20 protein-coding genes, 2 tRNA genes and 1 pseudogene are annotated in these 22,683 nt (G+C 63.5%); 11 read left to right on the top strand and 12 right to left on the bottom strand.

All coding sequences use genetic code 11. From position 1 onward, the window contains the following. Positions 1–58: 58 nt before the first annotated feature. From hemW to ACUXH0_RS03130, 5 genes are all read right to left on the bottom strand, one after another. Positions 59–1,327, bottom strand: coding sequence for a radical SAM family heme chaperone HemW (gene hemW, locus ACUXH0_RS03150; RefSeq protein WP_009241119.1), 1,269 nt, complete (start codon positions 1,325–1,327; stop codon positions 59–61). A 7-nt stretch (positions 1,328–1,334) separates the two neighbouring features. Further along, positions 1,335–1,940: an RdgB/HAM1 family non-canonical purine NTP pyrophosphatase gene (rdgB, locus tag ACUXH0_RS03145; protein WP_009241118.1), complete on the bottom strand. Its 606-nt coding sequence runs from the start codon at positions 1,938–1,940 to the stop codon at positions 1,335–1,337. Positions 1,941–1,951: 11 nt separating this feature from the next. Continuing rightward, positions 1,952–2,668 (bottom strand): ribonuclease PH, encoded by a 717-nt coding sequence (gene rph, locus ACUXH0_RS03140; RefSeq protein ID WP_004630940.1) that lies wholly within the window; start codon positions 2,666–2,668, stop codon positions 1,952–1,954. Between the two features lie 96 nt (positions 2,669–2,764). Then, positions 2,765–3,679, bottom strand: coding sequence for a PP2C family protein-serine/threonine phosphatase (locus tag ACUXH0_RS03135; protein WP_004630938.1), 915 nt, complete (start codon positions 3,677–3,679; stop codon positions 2,765–2,767). Between the two features lie 105 nt (positions 3,680–3,784). Then, complete coding sequence (locus ACUXH0_RS03130) at positions 3,785–4,810, bottom strand: serine/threonine-protein kinase (protein ID WP_004630936.1); 1,026 nt, start codon at positions 4,808–4,810, stop codon at positions 3,785–3,787. Between the two features lie 151 nt (positions 4,811–4,961). Between ACUXH0_RS03130 and ACUXH0_RS03125 the strand changes: the two genes are divergently transcribed. The 3 genes from ACUXH0_RS03125 (at position 4,962) to rpoZ (ending at position 6,925) form a co-directional block, all read left to right on the top strand. Beyond that, positions 4,962–5,897 carry a YicC/YloC family endoribonuclease gene (locus ACUXH0_RS03125; protein WP_182593785.1) on the top strand — a complete coding sequence of 312 codons (936 nt, stop codon included), beginning with the start codon at positions 4,962–4,964 and terminating at the stop codon, positions 5,895–5,897. Between the two features lie 22 nt (positions 5,898–5,919). After that, the gene (gmk, locus tag ACUXH0_RS03120) at positions 5,920–6,585 is read left to right on the top strand and encodes a guanylate kinase (protein ID WP_004630931.1); all 666 of its coding nucleotides are present in this window, start codon (positions 5,920–5,922) and stop codon (positions 6,583–6,585) included. A gap of 136 nt (positions 6,586–6,721) precedes the next feature. Beyond that, positions 6,722–6,925, top strand: coding sequence for a DNA-directed RNA polymerase subunit omega (gene rpoZ / locus ACUXH0_RS03115; RefSeq protein WP_004630929.1), 204 nt, complete (start codon positions 6,722–6,724; stop codon positions 6,923–6,925). 21 nt (positions 6,926–6,946) lie between these two features. Here rpoZ and ACUXH0_RS03110 read toward each other — a convergent pair whose 3' ends face one another. After that, complete coding sequence (locus ACUXH0_RS03110; RefSeq protein WP_182593809.1) at positions 6,947–7,192, bottom strand: hypothetical protein; 246 nt, start codon at positions 7,190–7,192, stop codon at positions 6,947–6,949. On the opposite strand from ACUXH0_RS03110, the gene ACUXH0_RS03105 reads away from it, so the two are divergent. Continuing rightward, a complete protein-coding gene (locus tag ACUXH0_RS03105) occupies positions 7,191–9,611 on the top strand; it encodes a RelA/SpoT family protein (RefSeq protein ID WP_009241117.1) in 2,421 nt (806 codons plus the stop codon). The two genes, ACUXH0_RS03110 and ACUXH0_RS03105, sit on opposite strands and share 2 nt — an antisense overlap. 156 nt (positions 9,612–9,767) lie before the next feature. On the opposite strand, the gene ACUXH0_RS03100 is transcribed toward ACUXH0_RS03105, so the two are convergent. Then, positions 9,768–9,844: transfer RNA gene (locus ACUXH0_RS03100), tRNA-Arg, on the bottom strand. 118 nt (positions 9,845–9,962) lie between these two features. On the opposite strand from ACUXH0_RS03100, the gene greB reads away from it, so the two are divergent. Beyond that, positions 9,963–10,526, top strand: coding sequence for a transcription elongation factor GreB (gene greB, locus ACUXH0_RS03095; protein ID WP_004630922.1), 564 nt, complete (start codon positions 9,963–9,965; stop codon positions 10,524–10,526). Between the two features lie 9 nt (positions 10,527–10,535). Here the strand turns inward: greB and ACUXH0_RS03090 are convergent, their stop codons facing one another. Continuing rightward, positions 10,536–11,369: a DMT family transporter gene (locus tag ACUXH0_RS03090; protein ID WP_182593786.1), complete on the bottom strand. Its 834-nt coding sequence runs from the start codon at positions 11,367–11,369 to the stop codon at positions 10,536–10,538. A 148-nt stretch (positions 11,370–11,517) separates the two neighbouring features. On the opposite strand from ACUXH0_RS03090, the gene gcvA reads away from it, so the two are divergent. The 3 genes from gcvA to ACUXH0_RS03075 all read left to right on the top strand — a co-directional run bounded on the left by gcvA (position 11,518) and on the right by ACUXH0_RS03075 (position 13,375). After that, positions 11,518–12,453, top strand: coding sequence for a transcriptional regulator GcvA (gene gcvA, locus ACUXH0_RS03085; protein WP_009241115.1), 936 nt, complete (start codon positions 11,518–11,520; stop codon positions 12,451–12,453). 74 nt (positions 12,454–12,527) lie between these two features. Beyond that, positions 12,528–12,965, top strand: coding sequence for a YXWGXW repeat-containing protein (locus ACUXH0_RS03080; RefSeq protein WP_182593787.1), 438 nt, complete (start codon positions 12,528–12,530; stop codon positions 12,963–12,965). Positions 12,966–13,069: 104 nt separating this feature from the next. After that, complete coding sequence (locus ACUXH0_RS03075; protein WP_004630916.1) at positions 13,070–13,375, top strand: hypothetical protein; 306 nt, start codon at positions 13,070–13,072, stop codon at positions 13,373–13,375. A gap of 7 nt (positions 13,376–13,382) precedes the next feature. Here ACUXH0_RS03075 and ACUXH0_RS03070 read toward each other — a convergent pair whose 3' ends face one another. After that, positions 13,383–14,417, bottom strand: coding sequence for an extracellular catalytic domain type 1 short-chain-length polyhydroxyalkanoate depolymerase (locus ACUXH0_RS03070; RefSeq protein WP_009277481.1), 1,035 nt, complete (start codon positions 14,415–14,417; stop codon positions 13,383–13,385). A gap of 302 nt (positions 14,418–14,719) precedes the next feature. Here ACUXH0_RS03070 and lysM point away from each other — a divergent pair, with 302 nt between their 5' ends. Then, on the top strand, positions 14,720–15,205 hold the full coding sequence (gene lysM, locus ACUXH0_RS03065) for a peptidoglycan-binding protein LysM (RefSeq protein WP_009241111.1): 486 nt from the start codon (positions 14,720–14,722) through the stop codon (positions 15,203–15,205). A gap of 69 nt (positions 15,206–15,274) precedes the next feature. On the opposite strand, the gene ACUXH0_RS03060 is transcribed toward lysM, so the two are convergent. From ACUXH0_RS03060 to pepN, 3 genes are all read right to left on the bottom strand, one after another. Next, positions 15,275–15,350 (bottom strand) — tRNA-Thr (locus ACUXH0_RS03060). Between the two features lie 76 nt (positions 15,351–15,426). Then, on the bottom strand, positions 15,427–16,443 hold the full coding sequence (locus ACUXH0_RS03055) for a class 1 fructose-bisphosphatase (protein WP_182593788.1): 1,017 nt from the start codon (positions 16,441–16,443) through the stop codon (positions 15,427–15,429). Positions 16,444–16,489: 46 nt separating this feature from the next. After that, on the bottom strand, positions 16,490–19,192 hold the full coding sequence (gene pepN, locus ACUXH0_RS03050; RefSeq protein ID WP_182593789.1) for an aminopeptidase N: 2,703 nt from the start codon (positions 19,190–19,192) through the stop codon (positions 16,490–16,492). A 152-nt stretch (positions 19,193–19,344) separates the two neighbouring features. On the opposite strand from pepN, the pseudogene ACUXH0_RS03045 reads away from it, so the two are divergent. Next, positions 19,345–20,013, top strand: a pseudogene (locus ACUXH0_RS03045) (DUF4136 domain-containing protein). Positions 20,014–20,308: 295 nt separating this feature from the next. After that, the gene (locus ACUXH0_RS03040; protein ID WP_182593790.1) at positions 20,309–22,630 is read left to right on the top strand and encodes an NADP-dependent malic enzyme; all 2,322 of its coding nucleotides are present in this window, start codon (positions 20,309–20,311) and stop codon (positions 22,628–22,630) included. Positions 22,631–22,683: the final 53 nt, after the last annotated feature.

The following is a 22,683-nucleotide window of genomic DNA, read 5'->3' as shown; positions in this document are numbered from 1 at the left end:
CGTTGCGAGCAAGGGCGCCATTGTAACGGTACCTGGCGCAACTTGGCACCGGGTACCGTCAGTTTTCGTCGTCGGCCAAGAACAATTCCTGCAAATCGTTGAGGAATCGCTGTCCCAGTTCGGTCGGGCGGATGGCGACATGGTCGCGCGTCAGCAGGCCGCGCTGCTCGGCGGCGTCGAGTTGTCGCTCAATGGAGCGCAGCGGCAGGCCCGTGCGTTCCTGGAACAGCGTGACGGGAAAACCGTCCGTCAGTCGCAGCGCATTGAGCATGAACTCGAACGGCAGGTCGGCAGCGTCGACTTCGCGCTGCTCCTGCATGACGGCCGCACCGCCCGCAGTCTCGGCCTGGCGCAGATACGTGTCCGGATGCTTGTGCCGCATCTCGCGGATGACCCGGTGCGGAAAACTGAGCTTGCCGTGTGCGCCCGGGCCAATGCCGAGGTAATCGCCGAATTGCCAGTAGTTCAGGTTGTGCTTGCAGCGCTTGCCGGCCTTGGCGTATGCCGACACCTCGTAGTGCTCGTAGCCTGCCGCTGCCAACCGCGCGTGAATCCAGTCCTGCATTGCAAACGCCGCGTCGTCATCCGGCAGCGCGGGCGGGTACTTGGCGAAGTAGGTGTTCGGCTCCAGCGTCAGGTGGTACAGCGACACGTGATTCGTATCGAACGACAACGCGGCCTCAACATCGGCCTCGCACTCGGCAAGTGTCTGGCCCGGCAGCGCGAACATCAGGTCGAGGTTGATGTTGTCGAAATGCGCGCGGGCCATGTCGATGGCGGCGCGCGCTTCAGCGGCGCTGTGGATGCGGCCTAGCGCCTGCAGGTATGCGTCGTTGAAGCTCTGGATGCCGATCGACAGGCGGTTCACGCCGCTGGCGCGGTAGCTACGGAAGCGTTCTGCCTCGAACGTGCCCGGGTTGGCCTCCATCGTGATCTCGGCGTCGGCGTCAACTGGCAGCAGCATGCGGATGTCCGACAGCAAGCGGTCCAGCCCTTGCGCCGACAACAAGCTCGGCGTACCGCCCCCGATGAAGATCGTGTGCACATGCCGGCCCCACACCATCGGCAGCGCGGCTTCCAGGTCTTGCCGCACGGCAGCCAGAAAGCGCTCTTCCGGGATGCCCTGTTCCGGCTCCGCATGCGAGTTGAAATCGCAGTACGGACACTTGCGTACGCACCACGGCACGTGCACGTACAAGGACAGCGGCGGCGAAGCGGGCAAGTTGATCTTGCCCGGCTGCAGGAAGACGGAGGTGACCTTGTCACCGGTCTCAGCGGCAGTCGCGGCAGGCGTCTTGGCTGCGCCGGCGGGGTAAATCGGGATCATCGGAACGTCAGGCGTTTTCAAAGGTGCGCAGCCGTTCGACGAGCTGCGCGAGGGCTTGTGCACGATGGCTCACGCTGTTCTTCTCGGCCTTGGTCAGTTCGGCGGCGGTCTTGCCGAGATTGGGCAGCAGGAAGTGTGGGTCGTAGCCGAAGCCGCCGTCGCCGCGCGGTGTGTCGATCACCTCGCCAAACCAGTTGCCTTCGGCAATGATCGGCTGCGGGTCATCGGCATGGCGCACGTAGACAAGCACGCAAACATAGTGTGCTCCGCGATCCGCTTTGCCGACCAGTTCGCGGACGAGGCGGGCGTTGTTGGCGGCGTCCGATTTGGGCTCGCCCACCAGTTGCGCATAGCGCGCGGAATACACGCCCGGCGCGCCGCCCAACGCATGCACGCAGATGCCGGAGTCGTCTGCCAACGCAGGCAGGCCCGACGCACGGCTCGCGTGGCGCGCCTTGGTGAGCGCGTTTTCAACGAACGTCGCATAGGGCTCTTCCGCCTCGGGAATGCCGAGCGCGCCTTGCGGCGTCACGTCGAACCCGAGGGTGCCCAGCAGCGTGTTGAACTCGGCCAGCTTGCCGGCGTTGTTTGATGCGAGAACGATCTTGCGCATGGCCGTGTCGATCACAGGCCCAGCGCCTGCTTCTGCAGGCTGATCAGCGTGCGGATGCCTTGATCGGCCAAGCCCAGCATTGCATCCATTTCGGCACGCGAGAACGGCGTGCCTTCCGCGGTGCCTTGCACTTCCACAAAGCCGCCACTGCCGGTCATGACGACGTTCATGTCGGTATCGCAGGCGGAGTCTTCGGGGTAGTCCAGATCGAGCACCGGTACGCCGTCGACCACCCCGACCGATACGGCTGCCACGAAGTCGCGGACCGGGTCGCCCACCAACTGGCCCTTTTCGCGCATGACCGAGACAGCGTCATATGCCGCGACGAACGCGCCGGTAATGCTGGCCGTGCGCGTGCCGCCATCGGCCTGCAGCACGTCGCAGTCGAGATGCAGCGTGTGCTCGCCCAGCGCGCGCAGATCGAACACTGTACGCATCGCGCGGCCGATCAGGCGCTGGATTTCCTGCGTGCGGCCGCTCTGCTTGCCGCGTGCGGCCTCGCGGTCGGAGCGCGTGTGCGTCGAGCGCGGCAGCATGCCGTATTCGGCTGTCACCCAGCCCTCGCCGCTGCCCTTCTTGTGCGGCGGCACCTTGGGCAGCACGCTGGCCGTGCAGAGCACTTGCGTGTCGCCAAAGCACACCAGCACCGAGCCTTCGGCATGGCGCGTGAACTTGCGGGTGAGGGTGACAGGGCGGAGTTGGTCGGGCTGGCGGCCGCTGGGTCGCATGTGGGGTCTCGCTTAAGAAACGGATAGCCCGACATGATACCGGCCCGCGCTGCGCTCAGCAGGGCGGGCCGGAGGAGGGAGTCTGCGCTGTGGCGCTTAGCGCGTCAGATTGCTCGTCTTGTCAATGGCGGCGCGGATTTCAGCGATGGAGCGCTCGATTTCCTCTTCCGACATCAGCCCCGATTCGCTTTGCGGCGCGTCCAGGATGGACGTGGTGAAGGCGTTTAGCGGGAGGGTGTCGGTCTGCACCGAATCCTGCGTAGTGGTCACAGCGTCCAGCTCCCACATCATGGAGATGGCGGTGGTGTTGTCTGCCGAGTCGCCGGCATTGCGCAATGCGCGGGCAATCAGCTCAGGAATCGCCTGCGTGACCGAGAAGCTTGTGCAGGTGTCGATCAGTTCGTCTTCCTGCACGCTGCCCCACAGTCCGTCGGAGCACAGCATGGCGACGTCGCCTGGCTCAAGGTTCACCGGCCCGCCGATGTCGATCAGCGGCAGATTGGGCGAGCCCAGGCAGTTGTAGATCTTGTTGCGCTCGGGGTGGTTCGCGACCTGCATCGGCAGTACACGGTCTTGTTGCAGCAGGTTCTCGATCTTGGAGTGATCGCGCGTGCGCGTCACCAGTTCACCTTTGCGCATCAAATACATGCGCGAATCGCCGGCGTGCGCCCAGTGCAGCGAGCCGCGCTGGGCGAGCGCGCAGACGATTGTCGTGCGCGGCGCATCCGGCAGGCCGTTCGTCTCGGCATAGCGGTGGATGTCGCGGTGCGCGAGCATGATGCTCTCGTGCAGGAAATCACGCGGATTGCGGATCGACGGACGTGCGTGGCGCTGGAACTGGCGCGCCATGGTCTGCAGCGCCTGCTGGGCAGCAACTTCGCCCAGCGAATGCCCGCCCAGGCCGTCGCAGAGCACCATCAGCATGGCGTCGCGCGTGAAGCAGTAGCCCATGCGGTCCTGGTTGACGCGTCGCGCGCCTTTCTTGCTTTCCTGATAAACCGAGAATCGCATTGCGGCTAGATGAGTATTCGGTGAGGGGATGCGGTGCAGCGGCTAGTCCCGCCGAGTGTTGCACCTTTTGGAATCATACTCCGCCTATGGGTGGCGGCTTGGCGGTCAACTGTCCCGGCGGCGCAACAGCCGGCTCATGAAACGCGTTGTCAACGCCTCTTTTTCTTCCGGCACCGGGCCACCCTGTGTGATGGCGGTCAACGCTTGCAACTCGGTCAGCGCGTTGCTTTCTTCACGCAGCACCTTTTGCAGGCGGAACACGCTCTGCGGGCGCTCTTCAGGCTTCATCTTCAGGCACCAGCCAACCAGATCGATCAGGCTGGCTGTGTAGACCTTGCGCAGGCGCTCCAGGCCTTCTTCCAGCTTGTCGTCTTTCTCGCGCTGCGTGGCTTCCTGGGGCGGCGTGCCGGCCATGCAGGCATAGATGGTGGCGCCGATGCTATAGATGTCCGTCCACGGGCCCAGCTCGTTGTGCTTGCGGTACAGCTCCGGTGCGGCAAAGCCCGGCGTGTACATCGGCTGGAAGCGCGAGGCTTCGGCGGTGAGCGTCTGCCGTGCAGCGCCGAAATCGAGCAGGATCGGCGAAAAATCTTCGCGCAGGTAGATATTGCCGGGCTTGATATCGAGGTGCAGCAGCTTGTGGATGTGGACTTCGCGCAGCCCGCTCATCAGGTCATGGAAGACCTGGCGGATGAAGCGCTCGCGCAGCATCTTCAGCTTGCCCTGCTGACGCGCGGTGAGGATGTGCTCCTGCAGCGTCTTACCCTGCTCATACGTCATCACCATATAGACGGTGCCGTTTTCCCGGAAGAAATTGAGCACGCGTACGATGGCGGGGTGGGAAATCTTGGCCAGCGACCGGCCTTCTTCAAAGAAGTACTTGAGCCCCAGGCGGAACGCACTCGCGCTTTCTTCGGGCACGACAGGAATCAATTCGCCGGGCGCGCGACGGGCCAGCGAAGACGGCAGGTATTCCTTCACGGCCACCGGCGTCCCATGTTCGTCGGTGGCGAGATAGACGAAGCTGAACCCCCCGCTGGCCAACTTCTTTACAATACGATAATTGGACAGCAAGGTGCCGACCGGCAACGGTGCACTGCGTGGCTGTCCTGAGCCTTTTGACTCTGTCATGGGTTTGTGTGGCGAAATGGCTGTCGGATTCTCCCTGACCAGTCCACACGTTGTAAAGCGACAAAAGGTGGGGGATTCCCCGCCAATTCCGGGCGTTAAATAACCGCCGCCGGATTTTCCGACTCGATCAAGAACAACACACCACGATTCCATGATCCACAGCATGACCGGCTACGGCGTTGCCACACGCCAGGCAGCCTTTACCGATGCCCATGGCGCACCCAGCGGGAGCGTCGCCACCGTCTCGGTCGAGTTCCGCACCGTGAACTCGCGCTTCCTCGATCTGCTGTTCCGCGCGCCGGAAGAGTGCCGTGCCTTCGAGCCGGCCCTGCGCGAAATGCTGATGGGTGCACTGTCGCGCGGCAAGCTGGAGTGCCGGATCAACCTGCAGCGCCAGGAAGCCGCCAGCGATGTCGCAGCGCTCAATGTGGAACTGCTGCAACAACTGGCCAAGCTTGAGCAGGCGGTTACGCCCCACCTGCCGGCATCGGGTTCGCTGCGCATGGGTGAAATCCTACGCTGGCCCGGCGTGCTGGCCGAGCCCCAACTGACACAGGACGCGTTGCGCGACGCCGTGATCGAGGCAGCCAAAGAGGCGCTCAAGCAACTTCTGGAATCGCGCCGTCGCGAAGGCGATGCGCTCAAGGCCGTGCTGCTCGACCGTGCTGACGCAATGCTCGTCATCGTCGACAAGCTCACGCCGATGGTGCCGGTCCTGATCCAGCAGCATCAGGACAAGCTGACCGAACGCCTGCGCGAGGCGTTTGGCCTGGCCGCGCCCGAAGGCACGCCGGCACTGACGCGCGACGAGCTGTCGGAGCGCATCCGCCAGGAAGCTACCGTCTACGGCATCCGCATCGACATCGCCGAAGAACTTTCGCGCCTCCAGGCGCACCTGCGCGAGACGCGCCACATCCTGGAGAAGGGCGGCCAGATCGGCAAGCGCCTCGATTTCATGATGCAGGAGTTGAACCGCGAGGCGAATACGCTCGGCTCGAAGGCCGCCGCCAAGGAACTGGCCGATGCATCGATGGAACTCAAGCTGCTCATCGAGCAGATGCGCGAGCAGGTCCAGAACCTCGAATAACTTGAAACGATAGAACCAGAACATGCCATCCTCTCAAGCGCACTCTGCCGTTGATACGCCCATCGAGAATCATTTTCCCGGCAGCCTGTTCATGGTCGTGGCACCGTCCGGCGCCGGCAAGTCGACGCTGGTGAATGCGCTGCTGGCGCAGGATTCGTCGATTCGCCTGTCGGTCTCAGCTACGACGCGCAAGCCGCGTCCGGGCGAGCAGCACGGCCGCGAGTACAACTTCATGACCGTCGAGGAGTTCAAGGCTTGTCGTGATCGCGGCGAGTTTCTCGAATGGGCCGAGGTACACGGCAACTACTACGCCACTTCGCGCGTGTGGATCGAAGAACAGATGCGCGCCGGCACCGACGTGCTGCTCGAGATCGACTGGCAGGGCGCTCAACAGGTGCATCAGCGTTTTTCCAATGCCGTCGAAATCTTCATCCTGCCGCCGTCGCTCCCTGCGCTGGAAGAACGTCTGAAGAAGCGCGGTCAGGACGAGCCGAATGTGATCGTGCGCCGCCTGCTGGCGGCGGGCTCCGAGATGGCGCACGCGCCCGAGGCCGACTACGTGATCATCAACGAAGTGTTCGATACCGCATTGGCCGAACTGCGCACCGTGGTGCAGGCCACGCGCCTGCGCTTCGGTGCCCAGAAGGCGCGCCACGGCGAGTTGTTCGTCGAGCTGGGCATTCACTGAGCACGCAGCGCAATCACGTTTTCCAGCGCGATTGCGAAAGTGTGGTAGCGCCTGCGCCCAAGAGCTGTCCGAAGGGAGTGCTGCGCTGCTGCTAAAATATCGAGATCAACTAGATTTGCCACCAGGTGGAGTTTTCATGGCGCGTATTACCGTCGAAGATTGCTTGAAACAGATTCCGAATCGCTTCGAACTGGCATTGGCCGCAACGTACCGCGCCCGTCAGTTGGTGCAGGGCCACACGCCCAAGGTCGATGCCAAGGACAAGCCAACCGTGACCGCATTGCGCGAAATCGCATCGGGCCAGGTTGGCATCGAGATGCTCAAGAAGGTTCCGTCCTGAGCTGACACGCGTTACCTGGCATTACCTGGCGTGGTACGCTGCCTCGGTCACTGATCGTTCTTGCGATCTTTCGTGGATGTGAAAGCCGCGAACGCACCAGACCTCCGGCATGCCTACCTCGCCCGTTTCTTCTTCGCCCAGGACCCAACATTCCGCCACGCACGAACACAACGTGCCGTCGGTGGAATCGTCCGCGAGGTCGTCCGGTCCTGAGCCGGGCGCTTCCACGGTCCCTTCCGGGTCTTCCACCGCTTCCATCGTTTCCATGCCGTCATCCGCTTCCGGCTCCGGCCCCGCGTCGCCTCGTACCGGTGCGCCGAACTTGCCTGATCCGCGTGGCGCCGACCTGGTAGGGGAGCGGGCAGCCCTGCCGCCCAAATCGCATAAGGGCGCAAGCGCCGACGCCGCTGGCTCGACAGCCAAGCCGGAGGGCGCCGACACGCTCTTCATTGATGCGGTGCTCGAGCAGACCTATCGGCATCTTTTCGGCCCGACCTCGCAGCCGGCGGCACCGCCTCGCCAACAGGTCGTCTCCATTTCGGGGCTGACCGAAAAGCTGTCGTATCTGAAGCCGGCGGATCTCAAGCTGGTGAAGGAAGCCTTCCACTTCTCCGATGAGGCGCACCTCGGGCAGTACCGCCAAAGCGGCGAGCCGTACATCACGCATCCCGTGGCCGTGGCAGAGATCTGCGCGGGCTGGAAGCTGGATGTGCAATCGATCATGGCGGCGCTGCTGCACGACGTGATCGAAGACCAGGGCGTGACCAAGAGCGAGCTTGCCGAGAAGTTCGGCCCTAAAGTCGCAGAGCTGGTCGACGGCCTGACCAAGTTGGACAAGCTTGAATTCCAGAGCCGCGAACAGGCGCAAGCCGAGAGCTTCCGCAAGATGCTGCTCGCGATGGCGCGCGATGTGCGCGTGATTCTCGTCAAGCTCGCCGATCGTACGCACAACATGCGCACGCTCGACCACGTGCCGCCGGAGAAGCGGCGCCGCATTGCCGGCGAGACGATGGAGATTTACGCGCCGATCGCGCACCGCCTCGGCCTGAATACGACATACCGGGAGCTGCAGGAATTGAGCTTCCGCATTGGCTCGCCGTTCCGGTATGCCACGCTCGAGAAGGCGGTGAAGGCGGCGCGCGGCAATCGGCGCGAGGTCGTGAGCCGCATTCTGGAAACGGCCCAGCGCGCGCTGACCGACGCGGGCATCCCGGCCGAAATGACCGGGCGCGAAAAAACGCTGTACAGCATTTACCGCAAGATGCACGACAAGCAGTTGTCGTTCTCGCAGGTGCTGGATGTGTATGGTTTTCGCGTGGTGGTCGACACGCAGATGCAGTGCTACATGACGATGGGTGCGCTGCACAGCCTGTACAAGCCGATGCCCGGCAAGTTCAAAGACTACATTGCCATCCCCAAGATCAACGGTTATCAGTCGCTGCACACGACGCTGGTGGGCCCGTTCGGCACACCGGTCGAGTTCCAGATCCGGACGCGTGAGATGAACCAGATTGCGGAAGCCGGCGTGGCCGCACACTGGATGTACAAGCAGCACCACGACGAGCCCGATCGCGCGCAGCAGCAAGCGCATCAGTGGCTGCAGTCGCTGCTCGACATCCAAAGCCAGACGGGGGATTCGCAGGAGTTTCTGGAGCACGTCAAGATCGACCTGTTCCCGGATGCGGTCTACGTGTTCACGCCCAAGGGCGAGATCCGCGCGCTGCCGCGCGGTGCTACGGCGCTGGACTTCGCCTACGCTGTGCACAGCGATCTGGGCAACCAGTGTGTGGCGGTCAAGATCAACAACGAACTGCTGCCGTTGCGTACGGAGCTGAAAAACGGCGACATCGTCGAGGTGGTGACGGCGCCGTATTCAAAGCCGAACCCCGCATGGCTCACGTTCGTGCGCACAGGCAAGGCGCGCGCGGCGATCCGGCATTTCCTCAAGACGGCCAAGCTGGATGAGGCGATTCAACTGGGCGAGCGTTTGCTCGAACAGGCGCTGCGTCAGATTGGCATCGACATGAAGGCCGTGTCCGCCCAGGTATGGGAGCGCGTCGTGCAGTGGACGGGCAACAAGGCGCGTGAAGACGTTTTTGCGGATCTCGCGCTCGGCCGCCGGGTGGCCGCCGTGGTTGCGCGCCGTCTCGAAATTCTTCTGCAAGAAGGCGGTCACGACGGCGATGAAGCCTTGATGGCGGCCGTGCATACCTTCGCTGGCGACGAGGCCCCTGCCGTCACCGTGAGTGGCGACGAAGGCATGGCAATGGTGTTCTCTTCGTGCTGCCGCCCGATTCCCGGTGACCCGATCGTCGGCTATATCGGCAAGGGCGAAGGCTTGCAGATCCACGTGCAGGAATGCCGCGTGGCCAAACGTCTGCATGGCAAGGATCCCGAGCATTGGATTGACGTCATGTGGGCGGAGCACACGACACGCGCGTTCGATGTGTCGATCAAGGTGCTGGTGCGCAATACGAAGGGTATTCTGGCGCGTGTCGCCGCCGACCTGACGTCGGCTGACGCCAACGTGGCGCACGTGTCGATGGAGCAAGAGGGCGATCAGGAAGCGACGTACATGACGTTCCTGATCCAGGTGCATGATCGCGTGCACTTGGCCGATGTGATGCGCGCGCTGCGGCGCAACCCGGATGTGATTCGTATTGCGCGAGATCGCGGTGGAGATTGACGCTCCGAGCGGAAACAAAAAAAGGCGAGGCCACATGGCTTCGCCTTTTTTGGTTGTGGCCTGCTAGAGCACACACAAGAGCGCTTTGGCACGACCGGCGCGGACAAATGAAAGGGGCTTCCATTTCTGGAAGCCCCTTTCATTCTCGTATTAGGTTGGCGCGGCTGGCAGGATTCGAACCCACGACCCCTTGGTTCGTAGCCAAGTACTCTATCCAACTGAGCTACAGCCGCAACCGAGAAATGAGATTATACAGAGATTTTTTGCCTTGTGAACCCCCTTCTTCACTTTTTCTTCGAGAGGGGCCAACTTTCTATAATGGAGCCTTGATCCACCGTGGCTTCTTCCATCATGAACAAGGCTTTCGTCCGGGAAGATTCCGGCGACGATGAAGACGATCTGCCCGAGGGCGCTGCGCCCTTGCCGCCGGGTTCCAAGAACTACATCACGCCGGCGGGCTACGAGCGCCTGCGCACCGAGCTGATGCACCTGATCGACACCGAGCGGCCCGAAGTGGTTGGCATCGTGTCGTGGGCGGCATCCAATGGTGATCGCTCCGAAAACGGCGACTACCTTTACGGCAAGAAGCGCCTGCGTGAGATCGATCGTCGCATCCGCTTTCTCACGCGCCGTATCGAGAAGGCCGAGGTTGTCGACGCCAGCTTGCAGGGCGACAACGATCAGATCTTCTTTGGCGCGACGGTTACCTACGCCAACCAGCGTGGTGAAGAGAAGACGATCACCATCGTCGGCATGGACGAGGTGGATCTGGACATCGGGCACGTGAGCTGGATCTCGCCGATTGCGCGTGCGCTCATCAAGGCGCGCGTGGGCGATACGGTGCCGCTGCGCACGCCCACAGGTGTCGAGCAGATCGACATCCTCGAAGTCAAATATCCGCCGCGCACCGCCTGAGCGTTGTGCTCAGGCCGGGTGCCCCAGGCAGTAAGCACCGAAGGCGATGACAGAGCAGGCCGACAGGCGCCGCGCCGTGAGCGACTCCTTCAGGAACAGCCGGCCGAGCAACGCAGCAAACACCACCGATGTTTCGCGCAAGGCCGACACGGGCCCCATCGGCGCGAGTGTCACAGCCCAGATGACGATGCCGTAGGCGATGAGCGAGACTACGCCGCCACCAAACGTCTTGAGCGTGTTGGCGTCGCGCAGGTCGATGTTCAACGGGCCTTTCCACACGCGATAGAGCAGCACCATCGGCAGTCCGTCGAGCATGAACAACCATGCCGAGTACGCATTCGCATTGCCGGCTGCCCTTGCGCCGATGCCGTCGCACACCGTGTAGCACGCGATGAATGCGCCCGTGGTGAGCGCCGCCAGCGTCGAGCCAAGGTCGGCCTTGCGGCCGCGCGCCAGACTGAGAATGCCGCCGCTCACCAGCACCACGCCCGCGAGCGCAATCACGCCCGGCATTTCGCCCGCGAAGAGCGAGGCGCCCACCGTTACCAGCAGCGGCGATGACCCGCGCGCGATCGGGTACACCTGCCCGAACTCGCCAAACCGATACGCGCGCGCGAGGAACACGTTGTAGCCGACGTGCAGTACCGCGGATAGCGCCACATACGGCCACGCGGCCGGTGCGGGCAATGGCAATGCAATCGCCATCGGTAGTGCTGCCACGCCTGAAGCCAGTGTCATCAGCGTGATGGCGCGCAGGCGGTCCGAGCCGCTTTTCAGCAATGCATTCCATGAGGCGTGGAGCAGGGCGGCGCAGAGAACCAGGGCGATAACGGCGGGGGTCACGATGACGTGGTGCACGAAGTGAGGATCGGGTCGATTTTTCTCACCCGATGTAGTGTCGGCGAGAGCCAGAAGGCGCCAGCGTAGTCCCAGGAAGTGTGATCAACAATCGATATATACTGACCTGATCTGTGCGAAAAACTCACGCGATATGCGCAAGCTGCCTCCTCTGAATGCCTTGCGCGCCTTTGAATCGGCGGCGCGCCATCTGAGTTTCACGCGTGCGGGCGACGAGCTGAACGTCACGCATGGCGCGATCAGCCGCCAGGTTCAGGCACTCGAGGCGTGGCTCGGCGTGTCGCTCTTTCGCAGGCTGAATCGGCGGGTGGAACTGACTGATGCGGGCCAGCGCTACCTGTCGGAGATTGGCGTAGCACTTGACCGCATCAGCACGTCCAGCCAGGCGCTGCGCGACCGCGACGCGGCGCGCATCCTCCGCGTGAACAGCATCCCGACGTTCACCATGCGCTGGCTGATTCCGCGGCTCTCCACGTTCCAGATGCGCTTTCCGCGCGTGGAGGTGCGGTTGACCACCTCCATCGAAGAGATCGAGGACTTGCCCGACCATTTCGACGTGATCATTCGTGGCGGGCCGGAGATTCATGCGGGGTTTCGATCGGGACGCTTTCTGGACGAGAGCCGCTTTCCGGTGTGCAGCCCTGTGTTGCTGGAGCGCTTGCCGTTGTCGACGCCGTCGGAGTTGCGGCATCACACGCTGCTGCATTCGGACACGCTGCCCTCCGTGTGGCCAAGCTGGCTGGTGCTGGCCGGCGTACCAAACCTGCGGCCTGCGCATGCGCTAACGTTCGAGCATTTCTATCTGTCCATTCAAGCCGCCATCGATGGTTTGGGTGTCGCGATGGGGCCATCGGCGCTTATCACGGATGATCTCGAGGAGGGGCGTCTTGTGGCACCGTTCCCCAATCTCGCGCTGGGCGCGCGCAGCTACTACTGGTACAGCCCTGCGCGCAATCTCGGTGACGAAGTGGTGCAGGCTTTTTGCGCGTGGCTCGGCGAGGACCGGCCACAACGTCACGCAAACGTGAACACATTTCCGATCCCCGGTAACGGAGGTAACGCCGCGTAACACCCTAGAGGCGGAGGCGAAACGCGATGCTACGATGCCCCCAAGCTTGATTGCTTTGGAAAGGAGGTCCCCACATGAAGAAGAACGCGTGGATTCTCGCCGCATGCCTGGCCGCTGCCGGTGTGGCAGGTTCGATCGCCTTGCCGGCGCACGCGCAGGTGTCGATCGGTGTGCAGATCGGTCCGAGCTACGCGCCGCCACCGCCCCAGTATGAGCCGGTGCCGGTCTTGCAGCCGGGCTACGTATGGGTGCCGGGTTATTGGCAATGGCGCGATGGCCGCTATGTCTGGCGTCGCGGCTATGGTGAACACGGCCGCCCGGGTTATCACTGGCGCGAGCCGCGTTGGGAGCAGGGTCCGCACGGCTGGCAGATGCATGACGGTGGCTGGGACCGCGGCGACGACGGTCGCTGGCGTGGCGGTGATCGGGATCGCGACTGGGATCACGGTCGCCGCGACCGCGACGACCGCTACCACTGCCCCCCGGGCCACGCACGCAAGGGCGAATGCTGATGATGCAACGACAGGCCGGTCATGTACCGGCCTGTTTTTTGCAAGCGAGTCTGTCGACGCCGCAACCCCTGAAAGCGAGGCCGCGGCGCCTTCCGGGAGACCACATGACAATGGAATCGAATTGGCGCACCGAGCTGTACAAAGACTTTGACGTCTACGTACTGGCCATTCCGCGTGCTGAGCGCAAATCGGACAAGAGCGGGCAGGGACCCACGCAGTGGGATTTTGTCGTGCGCATCTGCGAGTCCGGCGCGGACCCGACGGCCGTCGAAACGCTCGTCGCCCATTCGCATGACGAACGCCCGCTGCCCACGCGTGAAGCCGCCGAAGACGCCGGGCTCACGCGCGGCTATGGCTTGATCGATGAATTGCTGGGGCGCAACGCCGTGCAGCAGTCGATCGATCTCTAACGTCCGCTTACGCCGCGAGCGCTGTATCGCGAATGTGCCGGCGTGCGAATTGCCACCACAGCCAGGTCGCGTCCGGGCCCGGCGCGTGGAAGGCGTAGCGCGGGTCGCCGCCGCTCCAGGCGTGGCCCGTGGCGGTGAGTTGGCACAGGCTGACGATGCATTCGCCGTCGCGTATGTCGTTGCGCAGGACATAGCCCTCGCCGCGCGTGGTTTCGCGTGAGACGTTGCGCCCATCGCCCAGATGATTCAGCGCGCGGAACTGCGCGGCTAACTGCGCTTGGTTGGTGGGGTTGACGGCCTCATCGCGCAGACCGTGCAACAGCATCGTTGGCATGCCGGGATAGGCGGCCACGTTTACCACGCTGGAGAGCGCATCGACGGCGTCGACGCGTGCCCCGCGGCGCATCAGGTTCAATGCAGACGCCGGCGAGCGTGCCACGCCCAAGGCCGGGCCCGAATGTAGCGCCAACGCGGCAAACAACTTCGGATGACGCAATGCCATCAGGCCGGCCAATCCCGCGCCGGCCGACAACCCTGCCAGATACACGCGCGAGGGGTCTGCGCCAGTTTGTGCCAGGGTTTGTTCGATCAGTTGGGCAATGCCGTCGGCCTCGCGCGCGCCAGCGTGCTCCGGGTCATACCAGTGCCAGCAGCATTGCGGATGCGCGCGGCGCGGCTGCTCCGGATACAGCACGATAAAGCCCTCGCGGTCTGCCAGTGCGTTCATGCGCGTGCCATGCGCCAGCACTTCCGCCGATTGTTTGCAGCCATGCAGCATCACCATCAGTGCCGGGGGCTTGCTGCCGCGTGTGGGCGGTGTGTAGAGCCAGTATTCCGGCCGGCGCGCCACCACGGCGGGCGACTCGGGTTCGTAGATGAACTGTTCGCGGACGAAGGTGCCCTGGGTGGGCGTGGGGCGTACGCGGCGCAGGCTCTCGCCGCGTGTGGTTGGCTTGAGCGGCTTAACCGGTTTAGGCGGCCATGACGGGCGCCCAAAGCCCGGTGTGGTCAAGGCGTCGACCAGGCGGGTGATGGATTTCATCCAATTACGGTGCATGGCGGAGGCAAAGTTGCTCGGATGAGGACGATGGTGCGCGTGCTCTCCGAGAGGTCGCAAGGGGTTTCGGTATTGGTAGGACAGTGTGCCAGCGAGTTTGTTGCAATGCAGCATTGAAAGTGGGCGAAGCGCCGCATTGGCGCCTGGTCGGGGCGCAAAGTTTGCAATTGCGCGCGACTGTCATGGAGACACCGTTGGCAAGCGGCTACACTGCCGCGACAGGCGCGCTCCGCTGTGGCCCGCCTCTCTGCGTTCCCGTTCCCCGTTGTGTACTTATGGAGGTCGTTATGGGTTTTTTTGACTTCATCAAAGAGGCTGGCGAGAAGCTCTTCCACGGCAGCGCTGCAGCCGCGCCGGCCGATGCGTCGGCGGATGCCGATGCCGCCAAGGCAGCCGACGATGCAAAGGGCCAAGCCATCCAGGACTACATCGCGCAGCAGGGCCTGAGCGCCACAGCGCTGTCGGTGCAGGTGGAAGGCGATGCTGCCAAGGTGTTTGGCGTAGCGCCGGATCAAGCCACGCGCGAGAAAATCATCCTGTGCTGCGGCAACGTCGAGGGGATCAAGTCGGTGGATGACCAGATGTCGGTCAACACCGAGTCGGAAGAATCGCAATGGCACACCGTGGAGCGCGGCGATACGCTTTCGGCCATCGCCAAGAAGTTCTACGGCGATGCGAACAAGTACCCGGCCATCTTCGAAGCCAACAAGCCGATGCTGTCGAATCCGGACAAGATCTATCCGGGGCAGAAGCTGCGCATTCCGGCGGCTTGATTTGGCTTGCTTTGTTTCGGAGGCGCAAAGCAAAAAGCCCAGTCGATGAAGACTGGGCTTTTTTTATTCTGGTGCCGCTGACCGGAATCGAACTGGTGACCTTCGCATTACGAATGCGCTGCTCTACCGACTGAGCTACAGCGGCGTCGGAAACAGCGATTCTAACAGATCTTTTTGTCGCTCTGCAAGAACCGCTGGAACCACGGTCTTACATGGGGTCGTTACGCCGTTTTCTTGGCCTCGAGGTGATATTGCGTGACACGGTCCACCTCGTTTTTCGATCCCAGGACCACCGCCACACGCTGGTGCAGCTTTTCGGGCTGGATATCCAGAATGCGTTGTTCGCCGTTGGTAGCCGCGCCGCCGGCCTGTTCCACCAGGAAGGCCATCGGATTGGCTTCGTACATCAGGCGCAGCTTGCCGGCCTTGCCCGGCTCGCGCTTGTCCCAGGGGTACATGAAGATGCCGCCGCGCGTGAGGATGCGATGCACGTCGGCCACCATCGAGGCGATCCAGCGCATGTTGAAATCCTTGCCGCGCGGGCCTTCGGTGCCGGCCAGGCATTCGTCGATGTAGCGGCGCACGGGCGGGGCCCAGTGGCGCATGTTCGACATGTTGATGGCGAATTCCTTCGTGTCGACCGGAATCTTCACGTCGCGGTGGGTCAGCACGAAGCTGCCGACTTCACGGTCGAGCGTGAACATGTGCACGCCGTTGCCGACGGTCAGCACCAGCGTGGTCTGCGGGCCGTACACGGCATAGCCGGCGGCGACCTGCTTGGAGCCGGGCTGCATGAAATCGGCTTCCGTCACGGCTTCGCCGGCCTTGGGCATGTGCAGCACCGAGAAGATGGTGCCGATCGACACATTCACGTCGATGTTGGACGAGCCGTCGAGCGGATCGAACAGCAGCAGGTATTCGCCCTTCGGATAGCGATGCGGAATCTCATAGAACGATTCCATCTCTTCCGAGGCCATGGCGGCCAGGTTGCCGCCGTACTCGTTGGCTTCGAGCAGGACTTCGTTGGCGATCACGTCCAGCTTCTGCTGGGTTTCGCCTTGCACGTTGCCGGTGCCGGCCGAGCCGAGCACGCCGGCAAGGGCTCCCTTGTTGACGCTGTGCGAGATCGCCTTGCAGGCGCGCGCCACGACTTCGAGCAGCAGGCGCAGCTCGGCCGGGATGGAGTTGTGCTCGCGCTGCTCTTCGATCAGGTAGCGGGTGAGGTTGATGCGCTTCATGGGTTCTCCTGAGACGGGCGCGATTTTACGATACAAGCGGTGACATTCAGGCCAGCGCCTTGCCAACGATCTCGCGCACATCGCGCGAGAGGCTCGGATGTGCCGCCACGCGCTTGAGCGCGTCCTGCATGGCGTCGCGCAGCGCGGGCACGTACTTGCGCCAGCGGTCCAGCGCGCGGGCCAGGCGGGCAGAGACCTGCGGGTTGATGGCGTCGAGCGCCAGCACCTGCTCGGCCCAGAACGCATAGCCCGACCCATCGGCGGCGTGGAACTGCGCTGGGTTGCCCGAGCAGAAGCTGAAGATGAGCGAACGCGCTCGGTTCGGGTTGCGCAGCGTAAAGGCCGGATGAGTCATCAGGGCTCGAACGGTTTCCAGCGTTGGCTTGCCGGTGGCGCCCGGCTGCATGGCTTGCAGCGAGAACCACTTGTCGATGACGAGGGCATCGTCGGCAAATCTCGTGTAGAAATCGGCCAGCGCCGCTTCCCGGCCAGGGGCGTAGCTGTTGACCATCGCCGAGAGGGCGCCCATGCGGTCGGTCATGTTGGTGGCGCCGGCATATTGCCGTTCGGCCAGGGCCAGCGCTTCGGGGGCTTCGGTTTCCACCACATAACCGAGGGCGATGTTCTTGAGCGCACGCTTGCCTGCAGACACGGCATCGGGCGAGTAGGCGCCTTCGGTCTGGTTGTCCTGATAGGCGCGCAGCAGTTCCGCATTGAGCTGTTCCGCCAGGGTGCGGCGCAACGTGCGGCGCGCGGTGTGGATGGCGGCCGGGTCGGCTACGTCCATGCGCTCGGCCAGGTAACTCTCGGCCGGCAGGATCAGCATCTGCTCGCGGAAGGCCGGATCAAGCGAGGTGTCGGCGACCACGGCGCGCAGGGCTTCGACCAGCGCCGGATCCACCACCGGCGCGCGGCCGTGCTGGATGTCGGTCACCATGCGCAGCAGGGTGTCGGTGGCCAGGCGCTGGCCGGCTTCCCAGCGGTTGAACGGGTCGGAATCGTGCGCGAGCTGGAACGTAAGCTGCTCGGTCGTATAGCCGTATTCCACGATCACCGGCGCCGAGAAATTGCGCAGCAGCGAGGGCAACGGCGCTTCGGCCACGTCTTCGAAGACGAAGGTCTGCTTGGTTTCCGTGAAGTCCAGCACGCGTGTGGTCACGGGCGAGGGCGATGCGGCCTCGCCACGCAAACGCAGTGGCAAGTCGCGGCCGTTCTTGTCGATCAGGCCGATCGCAAACGGAATGTGGAACGGTTGCTTCTGGATGCCGCTGTTCACTTCGATACCGACCGGCTCGCAGCGCTGGCGCAGCGTGAGGGTGTAGGTATGCGTGGCGGCATCGTGGTGGCCTTCGACTGCCACGACCGGCGTGCCGGCCTGGCTGTACCAGCGGCCGAATTGCGTGAGGTCGCGGCCGTTGGCATCGGCCATGGCGGCGCGGAAATCGTCGCAGGTGACGGCGTGCCCATCGTGGCGCCGGAAGTACAGGTCCATGCCCTTGCGGAAACCGTCGCGGCCCAGCAGCGTCTGGTACATGCGCACGACTTCGGCGCCTTTCTCGTACACCGTGACGGTGTAGAAGTTGTTGATTTCTTCGTAACTGTCGGGCCGTACCGGGTGGGCCATCGGGCCAGCGTCTTCAGGGAACTGCGCCTGGCGGAGCAGCCGCACGTCTTCGATGCGCTTGACGGCGCGTGCGCTTGCGGCGGCGGATTCGTTGCCGGCCAGCGCGGCCATGTCAGCGGAGAACTCCTGATCGCGGAACACCGTCAGGCCTTCCTTCAGACTCAACTGGAACCAGTCGCGGCAAGTGACGCGGTTGCCCGTCCAGTTGTGGAAGTATTCGTGGCCGACCACCGATTCGATGTTGGCGAAGTCCACGTCGGTTGCCGTTTCCGCATTGGCCAGCACGTACTTCGTGTTGAAGATGTTCAGGCCCTTGTTTTCCATCGCGCCCATGTTGAAGTCGCCCACGGCGACGATCATGAAGCGGTCGAGATCCAGCTCCAGGCCGAAGCGGCGTTCGTCCCAATGGATCGAGTGGATGAGCGAATCCATCGCGTGGCGGGTCTTGCCCAGGTCTTGCGCCTCCACCCACACCTGCAGCAGCTTCTCTTTGCCCGAGGCCGATCGGATGCGTTCTTCAATGCATTCGAGCTTGCCCGCCACCAGCGCGAACAGGTACGAAGGCTTCTTGAATGGGTCGTGCCACACCGCTTCGTGGCGGCCGTCCGGCAGGTCGCGTTCCGACACGAGGTTGCCGTTGGACAGCAGCACCGGGTAATCCGCCTTCGATGCGCGCAGCGTGACGGTGTAGACGGTCATCACGTCCGGGCGGTCGAGGAAGTAGGTGATCTTGCGGAAGCCCTCGGCCTCGCACTGCGTGAAGAAGTTGCCGTTGGAAACGTACAGGCCCATCAGCGAGGAGTTCGCTGCGGGATTGCAGTAGGTGGTGAGTTCCAGCGTGAAGCTGGTGCCAACATCGGCCGGTACGGCTTCGATGGTGAGCGTGTCGTCGGAGGCCTGCAGGCCGGACAGCGCTTTGCCGTCGACCGTCGCGCCCGCCAGCTCGAGCCCTTCACCCGCCAGCACGAGCGGCTTGCCGGCATCCGTGCGCGTCATGCGCATGCGGTTGACGACGCGGGTGCGCTCGGGCACGAGATCGATCTCCAGGGCCACTTCGTCAATGCGGAAAGCGGGCGCGGTGTAGTCCTTGCGGTAAATCGTGACGGCGGTATCGGTGCGCAACATCGGTAACATCCTCGTAGAAGTACGCAAAAGGCCATTGTACTCAGGCGCTTGGAGGGAATCTTCCGCGGCGGGCGTCACTCTGAGTATCAGACCGCGTGCGGCCAGTTTCCGGGCACGCGGCCATCTGTCTGATTGAGAGTAGGGGGATTTTCATGTGGAAATGGATCAAGTCATCGGGCATCGGGCCGATGGCCGGTGCGCTGATGGCGGCCTGCCTGCTGGCGGGCTGTGCGAGCACGGTCACCAGCCAGGTGACAGCGTTCCGGCAACCCGGCTGGACCGACAACCCGCCGCGCACCTATGCCTTCGAGCACACCGCAGCGCAGCAAAATGACCTGGAACGCCAGACCTACGAGGCCTGGACATCAGACCAGCTTGCTGCCCACGGCTTTACCAGCGTGCCGCGTGCCAGCGCGCGCTATGTGGTGCGCCTGGACTACTCGACCGCCACGCGCCTCGTGCAGGTGCGCCAGCCCGTGTAACCGGACCCGTATTGGGGTCCGGGGCCCTGGGGGCCATGGCGCAGCCCTTGGGGGCCTTGGGGCCCGTGGGGGCCGCAATATGTGGATACCAACGTGCAGGTGCCGTTCTACGCCTATCACGTGGAAATTGACGAGGCAGCCACCGGTAAGCGTGTTTATCAGGTGACGGCGCAAACGCAGGGTGGGGATGGATCGCTGACGGCGGTGATGCCTTACCTGGTACGCAGCGCCTTTGCCAATTTCCCGGCGCCGAACGCGCAGCCCATCCTCGTAGAGTTGCCTGTTGATCCATCGGTGAAACCGGCGGCCAAACCAGCTTCCGGGCCGGCACCCAAGTAGTGCGCCAGGGTGGGTTTTGGCTGGCGGTCTACGTTAGAATGCATGACCTAATCTGTAGGCCGCCAGCCGTACTCCGCTTGAGCGTTGTCAATTCATCCCGTCTCGCGCCGACCGCCACCCGTGGCCGGCGCTGCCTCCGCGCCGTCGCTATCCTTCTGACGGTGCCCCACAACGCGTGCGGCCTCACCCCCGGTTTCTCTCTGTTCCCACTGTTTTTTGCCACTTCGTCTCAGGGAGTTTCTGCCTGAGCGCATGTGCGCCTCGTCTGCGGAACTCCCCATCAGGATGCATTGCTATGAACGACAAGCTTCACGACGCCTCGCCGGATTCCCAAGACCAAGGCGCCGAGGCCGAACTGCGCCGCGCAGCGTTTGAATATCACCGCGCCCCCACGCGCGGCAAGATTGAGGTTCGCCCGACCAAGGCGCTGATCAACCAGCGTGATCTTTCGCTGGCGTATTCGCCGGGCGTGGCATATCCGTGTACCGCGATCGAGCAAGACCCGTCGCTGGCGGCGGAGTACACGTCGCGCGGCAACCTGGTCGGCGTGATCACCAACGGCACCGCGGTGCTGGGTCTGGGCGACATCGGCCCGCTGGCCAGCAAGCCCGTCATGGAAGGCAAGGGCTGCCTGTTCAAGAAGTTTGCCGGCGTGGACGTGTTCGATATCGAACTGGCCGAGCGCGATCCGGACAAGCTCGTTGACATCATCGCCTCGCTGGAGCCGACGCTGGGCGGGATCAACCTCGAAGACATCAAGGCGCCGGAGTGCTTCTACATCGAGCAGAAGCTGCGTGACCGCCTGAATATTCCCGTTTTCCACGATGACCAGCACGGCACGGCGATCATCTCGTCGGCTGCCCTGCTCAACGGCCTGAAGGTCGTCGGCAAGGACATCGGCAGCGTGAAGGTGGCCGTGTCGGGTGCGGGCGCCGCGGCCATCGCCTGCCTGGACGTGATGGTCGGCCTGGGCGTCAAGCGCGAGAACGTCTACGTAGTCGACTCCAAGGGCGTGATCTACGCCGGCCGCGACGCCAAGATGGAGCCCAACAAGGCGCGCTATGCGCAAGACACGTCGGCCCGTACGCTGGCCGACATCGTGCGCGATGCAGACGTGTTCTTGGGTTGCTCGGCCGCCGGCGTGCTGACCGCCGACATGGTCAAGACCATGGCGCCGAAGCCGATCATCCTGGCGCTGGCCAATCCCGAGCCGGAAATCCGCCCGGAAGTGGCCAAAGCCGCGCGCCCGGACTGCATCATCGCTACGGGCCGTTCGGATTACCCGAACCAGGTCAACAACGTGCTGTGCTTCCCGTACATCTTCCGTGGCGCGCTCGATTGCGGCGCCACCAAGATCACGGAAGAGATGAAGCTGGCATGCGTGAAGGCCATTGCCGAGCTGGCAGAAGCCGAAACGAACGACGCCGTGGCGCAGGCTTACGCCGGCCAGGATCTGACCTTTGGCCCGGATTACATCATCCCGAAGCCGTTCGATTCGCGTCTGATCGAGAAGATCGCACCGGCCGTCGCCAAGGCCGCGGAAGAGTCCGGCGTGGCCACGCGTCCGATCAAGGATCTGGATGCCTATCGCGCCCAGTTGAGCGATTTCGTGTACCACACGGGCCTGACCATGCGCCCGGTGTTCTCGGCCGCCAAGGCCAACCCGAAGCGCGTCGTGTACGCCGAAGGTGAAGAAGAGCGCGTGCTGCGTGCCGTGCAGACGGTGGTAGACGAAGGCCTGGCCAAGCCGATCCTGATCGGCCGTCCGCACGTGATCGAAATGCGCATCCAGAAGGCCGGCCTGCGCCTGAAGCCGGGGGTGCATTTCGAGCTGGTGGACCCGGAAGACGACCGCCGCTATCACCAGTACCACACCGCTTACCACGAGCTGATGGGCCGCAACGGCGTGACGCCGGACATGGCGAAGTCGGCGCTGCGCCGTTCAAACACGTTGATCGGTGCGCTGCTGGTGCGCCTGGGTGACGCCGATGCGCTGCTGTGCGGCACGGTCGGCCGCTTTGATGCCCACCTCGAACACGTGCGTGACGTGATCGGCCTGGCCCCGAATGCCAAGGTGTTCGCCGCCATGAACGGCCTGATGCTGGAGAAGCACACGCTGTTCATCACCGATACGTTCGTCAACGAGCTGCCGAGCGCAGAAGAGCTGGCCGACATCACCAAGCTGGCGGCAGAAGAAGTGCGCCGTTTCGGCCAGGAGCCGAAGGTGGCGATGCTGTCGCACTCGATGTTCGGCTCGTCGAAAAACGCATCGGCCCGCCGCATGCGCGCTGCGTATGATCTGCTGAAGGTGGAAGCGCCTGACCTGCAGGTGGAAGGCGAGATCCAGGGTGACGCGGCACTGTCGGAAGACATCCGCCATCATTTCCTGCCGAAGAGCGCGTTCTCGGGTAGCGCAAACCTGCTGGTGATGCCGTCGCTCGACGCCGCCAACATCGCGTTCAACCTGCTCAAGATCACGGGCGGGCAGGGCGTGACGGTGGGCCCGATCCTGCTGGGCGCGGCCAAGCCGGTGCACATCCTGAACCCGTCGGCCACGTCGCGCCGCATCGTCAACATGACGGCGCTGGCGGTGGCAGACGTGTCGGCTACGCGTTGATTGGTTGATCCAACTGTTGGGCCGCTGACGGTTGGCGGCCCAAAAGAAAACGG

It is taken from the genome of Ralstonia sp. 110700041-2, assembly GCF_056280165.1.
Note: the sequence above shows the minus strand (reverse complement) of the source record. Positions and strands in the feature narration are given on the sequence as shown.

What these genes read in the sequence shown, in the direction of transcription:
- ACUXH0_RS03110 (WP_182593809.1), bottom strand. Translation starts at nt 7,192, where the DNA reads ATGGAAACGATGGAAGCGGTGGAAGACCCGGAAGGGACCGTGGAAGCG.
- ACUXH0_RS03080 (WP_182593787.1), top strand. Translation starts at nt 12,528, where the DNA reads ATGAAGAAGAACGCGTGGATTCTCGCCGCATGCCTGGCCGCTGCCGGT.
- hemW (WP_009241119.1), bottom strand. Translation starts at nt 1,327, where the DNA reads ATGATCCCGATTTACCCCGCCGGCGCAGCCAAGACGCCTGCCGCGACT.
- ACUXH0_RS03135 (WP_004630938.1), bottom strand. Translation starts at nt 3,679, where the DNA reads ATGCGATTCTCGGTTTATCAGGAAAGCAAGAAAGGCGCGCGACGCGTC.
- pepN (WP_182593789.1), bottom strand. Translation starts at nt 19,192, where the DNA reads ATGTTGCGCACCGATACCGCCGTCACGATTTACCGCAAGGACTACACC.
- ACUXH0_RS03075 (WP_004630916.1), top strand. Translation starts at nt 13,070, where the DNA reads ATGACAATGGAATCGAATTGGCGCACCGAGCTGTACAAAGACTTTGAC.
- greB (WP_004630922.1), top strand. Translation starts at nt 9,963, where the DNA reads ATGAACAAGGCTTTCGTCCGGGAAGATTCCGGCGACGATGAAGACGAT.
- gcvA (WP_009241115.1), top strand. Translation starts at nt 11,518, where the DNA reads ATGCGCAAGCTGCCTCCTCTGAATGCCTTGCGCGCCTTTGAATCGGCG.
- gmk (WP_004630931.1), top strand. Translation starts at nt 5,920, where the DNA reads ATGCCATCCTCTCAAGCGCACTCTGCCGTTGATACGCCCATCGAGAAT.
- lysM (WP_009241111.1), top strand. Translation starts at nt 14,720, where the DNA reads ATGGGTTTTTTTGACTTCATCAAAGAGGCTGGCGAGAAGCTCTTCCAC.
- rph (WP_004630940.1), bottom strand. Translation starts at nt 2,668, where the DNA reads ATGCGACCCAGCGGCCGCCAGCCCGACCAACTCCGCCCTGTCACCCTC.
- rdgB (WP_009241118.1), bottom strand. Translation starts at nt 1,940, where the DNA reads ATGCGCAAGATCGTTCTCGCATCAAACAACGCCGGCAAGCTGGCCGAG.
- ACUXH0_RS03125 (WP_182593785.1), top strand. Translation starts at nt 4,962, where the DNA reads ATGATCCACAGCATGACCGGCTACGGCGTTGCCACACGCCAGGCAGCC.
- ACUXH0_RS03130 (WP_004630936.1), bottom strand. Translation starts at nt 4,810, where the DNA reads ATGACAGAGTCAAAAGGCTCAGGACAGCCACGCAGTGCACCGTTGCCG.
- ACUXH0_RS03040 (WP_182593790.1), top strand. Translation starts at nt 20,309, where the DNA reads ATGAACGACAAGCTTCACGACGCCTCGCCGGATTCCCAAGACCAAGGC.
- ACUXH0_RS03070 (WP_009277481.1), bottom strand. Translation starts at nt 14,417, where the DNA reads ATGAAATCCATCACCCGCCTGGTCGACGCCTTGACCACACCGGGCTTT.
- ACUXH0_RS03105 (WP_009241117.1), top strand. Translation starts at nt 7,191, where the DNA reads ATGCCGTCATCCGCTTCCGGCTCCGGCCCCGCGTCGCCTCGTACCGGT.
- ACUXH0_RS03055 (WP_182593788.1), bottom strand. Translation starts at nt 16,443, where the DNA reads ATGAAGCGCATCAACCTCACCCGCTACCTGATCGAAGAGCAGCGCGAG.
- rpoZ (WP_004630929.1), top strand. Translation starts at nt 6,722, where the DNA reads ATGGCGCGTATTACCGTCGAAGATTGCTTGAAACAGATTCCGAATCGC.